The organism is Longimicrobium sp. (genome assembly GCA_036377595.1).
Lineage (GTDB): Bacteria > Gemmatimonadota > Gemmatimonadetes > Longimicrobiales > Longimicrobiaceae > Longimicrobium.
In genome coordinates, this window is sequence record DASUYB010000168.1 from 1 (window position 1) to 3,591 (window position 3,591).

Annotated in this window: 6 protein-coding genes; all 6 read left to right on the forward strand. The window is 67.6% G+C overall.

The genetic code is table 11. The features are described from left to right. A partial coding sequence (locus VF092_28150) for a hypothetical protein (GenBank protein ID HEX6751195.1) occupies nt 1–379 on the forward strand: 379 nt, incomplete at its 5' end. Further along, complete coding sequence (locus VF092_28155; protein ID HEX6751196.1) at nt 376–966, forward strand: hypothetical protein; 591 nt, start codon at nt 376–378, stop codon at nt 964–966. The genes VF092_28150 and VF092_28155, both read left to right, overlap by 4 nt. Before the next feature lie 166 nt (nt 967–1,132). Beyond that, complete coding sequence (locus VF092_28160) at nt 1,133–1,585, forward strand: hypothetical protein (GenBank protein HEX6751197.1); 453 nt, start codon at nt 1,133–1,135, stop codon at nt 1,583–1,585. 41 nt (nt 1,586–1,626) lie between these two features. After that, nucleotides 1,627–1,824 carry a hypothetical protein gene (locus VF092_28165; GenBank protein HEX6751198.1) on the forward strand — a complete coding sequence of 66 codons (198 nt, stop codon included), beginning with the start codon at nt 1,627–1,629 and terminating at the stop codon, nt 1,822–1,824. Then, a complete protein-coding gene (locus tag VF092_28170) occupies nt 1,821–2,339 on the forward strand; it encodes a hypothetical protein (protein ID HEX6751199.1) in 519 nt (172 codons plus the stop codon). The genes VF092_28165 and VF092_28170 overlap by 4 nt, the downstream gene beginning before the upstream one ends. Before the next feature lie 58 nt (nt 2,340–2,397). Then, nucleotides 2,398–3,591: hypothetical protein (locus VF092_28175; protein HEX6751200.1), on the forward strand; the 1,194-nt coding region annotated here is incomplete at its 3' end.

The following is a 3,591-nucleotide window of genomic DNA, read 5'->3' on the forward strand; positions in this document are numbered from 1 at the left end:
GCTCTACAACATGGCGCACGACTACCGGCGCCGCTACATCGGGCCGAAGCTGAATCGCGTGCTGTCCGCCGTGGCTGGCAAGCCTGTGAAGGTGAGCTGGCCCTCGCTCTACGACGCCTCGGAGAATGAGAAGAGCCAGACCCGTCTGGCGCGCGCCAACGCGACGAAAGTCTACTGGGACATCGGCGCCATCGAGGCGTCTGACGTGGTGGCGGGTGCCAAGCGCGGCATCGACCCGGAGAAGCTGGGCACGCCCGACGACGATCGCGTGGCGCTCACGGAGACCGCACCCGGCCCCGCCCCGGCAGGCCCCGCCGGCGCGCCCGGCAAGGCCCTGGCCAGCAAGGGCACTAGCAAGCAACGATCGGAGCAAAAATGACCGCATCCCGGGCGCCGCGACCTACCCGCCGCAGCCCCCGACACGACCAGGTGCCGGCCGCCGCGACGCGCCGCCGGCGCGGCCCCGCGCCACCCGATGACGCCATCGCGGACCTGGAGACAGCGTGGGACGCCATCCCCGAGGACACCCCGCCCGAGGCGAGGAGGAATCTGCTGCTGGCGGCCCTGCTGCTGGCCTGGGTAATGGTGGAGCGCCACGCCCGCCGTGGGGTAGCCCGGGCGCTCCCGGAGCCGTGGGCGGGCACCGTGCGGCTGGCGCCGGGCCTCTCCGCGGCCCCCGCGCTGGAGCCCGTGCCCGAGACCCGGGCGGCCCTGGGGAACCGACTACGGGCCTGGCATGCGGCCGCAGTGCAGCACTTCGCGGCGACCGTCGGCAGCACCGAGTATATCTGGACGACGCACCCCGAGCACAGCAAGTCTGGTACGCGCGAGTTGCACCGTGAGCTCGAGGGCACGCGCCACTCCTGGACCAACCCACCTGTGTCGGGCACCAATGGCTTCCGCGGCCATCCGCAGGAGCCTGCCGAATGTGTCTGCACGGCCTTCCCATTGCCGCCCGTCGGGTGAAAAACGACCGTAGCGCCTTGCAGCGCACGGGGCGATAGGTCACGGTTAGATTTGACCGGACAACAACGGGAGTGCAGTCCCGAGAACCTGCAACACCGGACAACGGGAGTGCAGTCCCGAGAACCTGCAACACCGGACAACGAAACCACCAGGAAACCAGAACAGCATGAACGAGCATCGGGGCGGGAAGATCGGCGGATACAAGCAGCACATCCCGGACGCGGCGGTGTTCCATGCGGATGGCAACCTATCGGGCGGTGGGCTGTTCCACTATGAGAGTGACCGCGATCAGCACGGCCGCACGTGGCGCCCCGATCTGGTACCCGCGATCCTGGCCTGGATCGACAGCATTCCCCCGGAAGACTACGACATTGTGCAGCGCTTCGCCGTCGGCCGCCGCGGCAGCTTCCGCGCAGACTTCGTGGTACCGATAGAACGAAAAGGGAGTGCAGTCCCTGGAACCTGCAACGACCACAACAAGCAGATCAAATGGCGAGATGTGGCCATTGAATTTGATTGGAATAGGCAGATCATCCGCAACGACGTCCAGCAGTGGGGCGCCGAGCACATCGTCCCGTACGCCCGCGCCACGCTCGACGCGATGGCGCGCTTACGCTGAATTGACCGCACAACCACAATCCGCCAAGAACTGACCAGACAATGCTACGACCCAACTACACCCCCGAACGCTTCCGCGAGCTAGCGGAGGGCGCCCTCGCCGAGCTGATCGATAACTCCGACGCCCTGGAGATCCACGACGTACGCACCTGGGGCCGTCGCCTCGGGGAGGCCGTGGCCCGCGCCGCCCGCTATGAGCAGGGCGCGGGGTCCGTCGACGAGGGGGGTGATGAGGAGTGAAGCAGAAGCCCGGACACAGTATCCAGCTCGCCGAGAAGCTGCGCGCGCAGCCCGCGCTCGCGGTGCTCGGGGAGATGTGGCAGCAGCACCCGGACGAGCTGGACACGGAATATTTCGCGTTCATCGACTGGCTGGAGGCGGGGGAGTCCCGGGGCATCCCCGAGCCGCGCTGGCGTGCTGCCGCCGCCAAGTACGACTGGGCCGCGCGCGCCGCGGCGTTCGCAACCGCGGACTCCCTGGATCGTGTACCCGCGGCGGCCGTCCAGAATCACACCGCCGACGTGGTGCTACGCATGGCGCAGATCGAGCTCAACAAGCTGCTGCGCATGTCCGCGAAGGAAGAGCACCGCGTCGTGGTGCCGGTGAATGACCTCCACAAGCTGATGACCTTCGTGCGCGACATGCAACGCGACGCCGTGCAGGATCGCAAGGACGAACTCGACTACTCCAAGCTGGAGCCGGACGAGATTCGTGAACTACGTCGCCTTATCAATAAAGCCAAGAAGACAACATGATCATGACCACACGGGAGTGCAGTCCCTCTAACCTGCAACTGGATCAGGTGGCGGAGACATGAACGACTACACGAAATTGACCGCACACGCGCGAGGCGCGGACGAGCATGCCACCCTCGCCGCGCTAGCGGCGCACCCCACGCAGGAGCAGGCCGCGGCAAGCCTGGGCTGGACCCGGGGCAAGCTGCAGGGGCATCTCCGCCGCATGCAGGGGCGCCAGAATGCTGGCGTGACGGTCGCGCGGGGCAGCAGCCCGCCGCCGGCACCCAGGAGCGCGGAACGGGTTACCGCGGAGGCGCGCGCCACCATGGCTGCCAACACCGCCCGCGCGGAGGTGAAGGAACTCGCGGCCCGCGTCGTGACCCTCGAGAGTGAACTGTCCTTCGTGCACGCCGCACCGGCGCACCCGCCGCAGATCGTGACCCCCCGGTCACGCCCCAAGAGCGGACTGCGCGCCGCCACGCCGGTGTTCCTGGTGAGCGATACCCACTTCGGGGAGCGCGTGACGAGGGAGGAGACCTTCGGCAAGAACCACTATGACCTAGCGGAGGCCACTCGGCGAATGGAGATCTGCTGGAGCAACATGCTGTGGCTCCGGGAGGACATGGCCCGCACGCAGAGCTGTGATGACACCCTGCTGGTGCTCAACGGCGACATCGTCTCGGGCGACATCCACGATGAGCTGCGGGAGACCAACGACGGGGGCCTGCGCGCGCAATGCGACGCCGCCGTGGCGGCCATCATGCCCGGTATCCACGCCATGGCGGAGGCTACCCCGGGCGTGCTCCACGTGGTCTGCATCGCGGGCAACCACGGGCGCCTGACGCACAAGCAGCACATCAAGAACGGCACCCAGCACAGCATTGAGCACATCGGCGTCTACGACCCACTGCGCCGATACGTGGGCGACATGGGAGGGAAGGTGGCCTGGCACATCCCCGCCGCCGAGCGCCACCTGATGGAGGTGCATGGGCGCCGCGTGTCCACACAGCACGGCACCATGATCCGCAGCCTGGGTGGCATCGGTGGCACGCTGGTGCCGATGACGCGCTGGACGACCCGCGCCAACGACGCGGACCTGTACCTGTTCGGGCACTTCCACGAGGCTGACGCCTACGGGAAGATCATCAAGAACGGTGCACTGATCGGCTCCTCCGCCTACACGCAGTGGCTGGGCATCGAGGACCGTCCGCCGGAGCAAGTGGCCTTCGTGCTGGACGCCGATCGTGGCGTGCGGCGCTTCGAGCGCGTC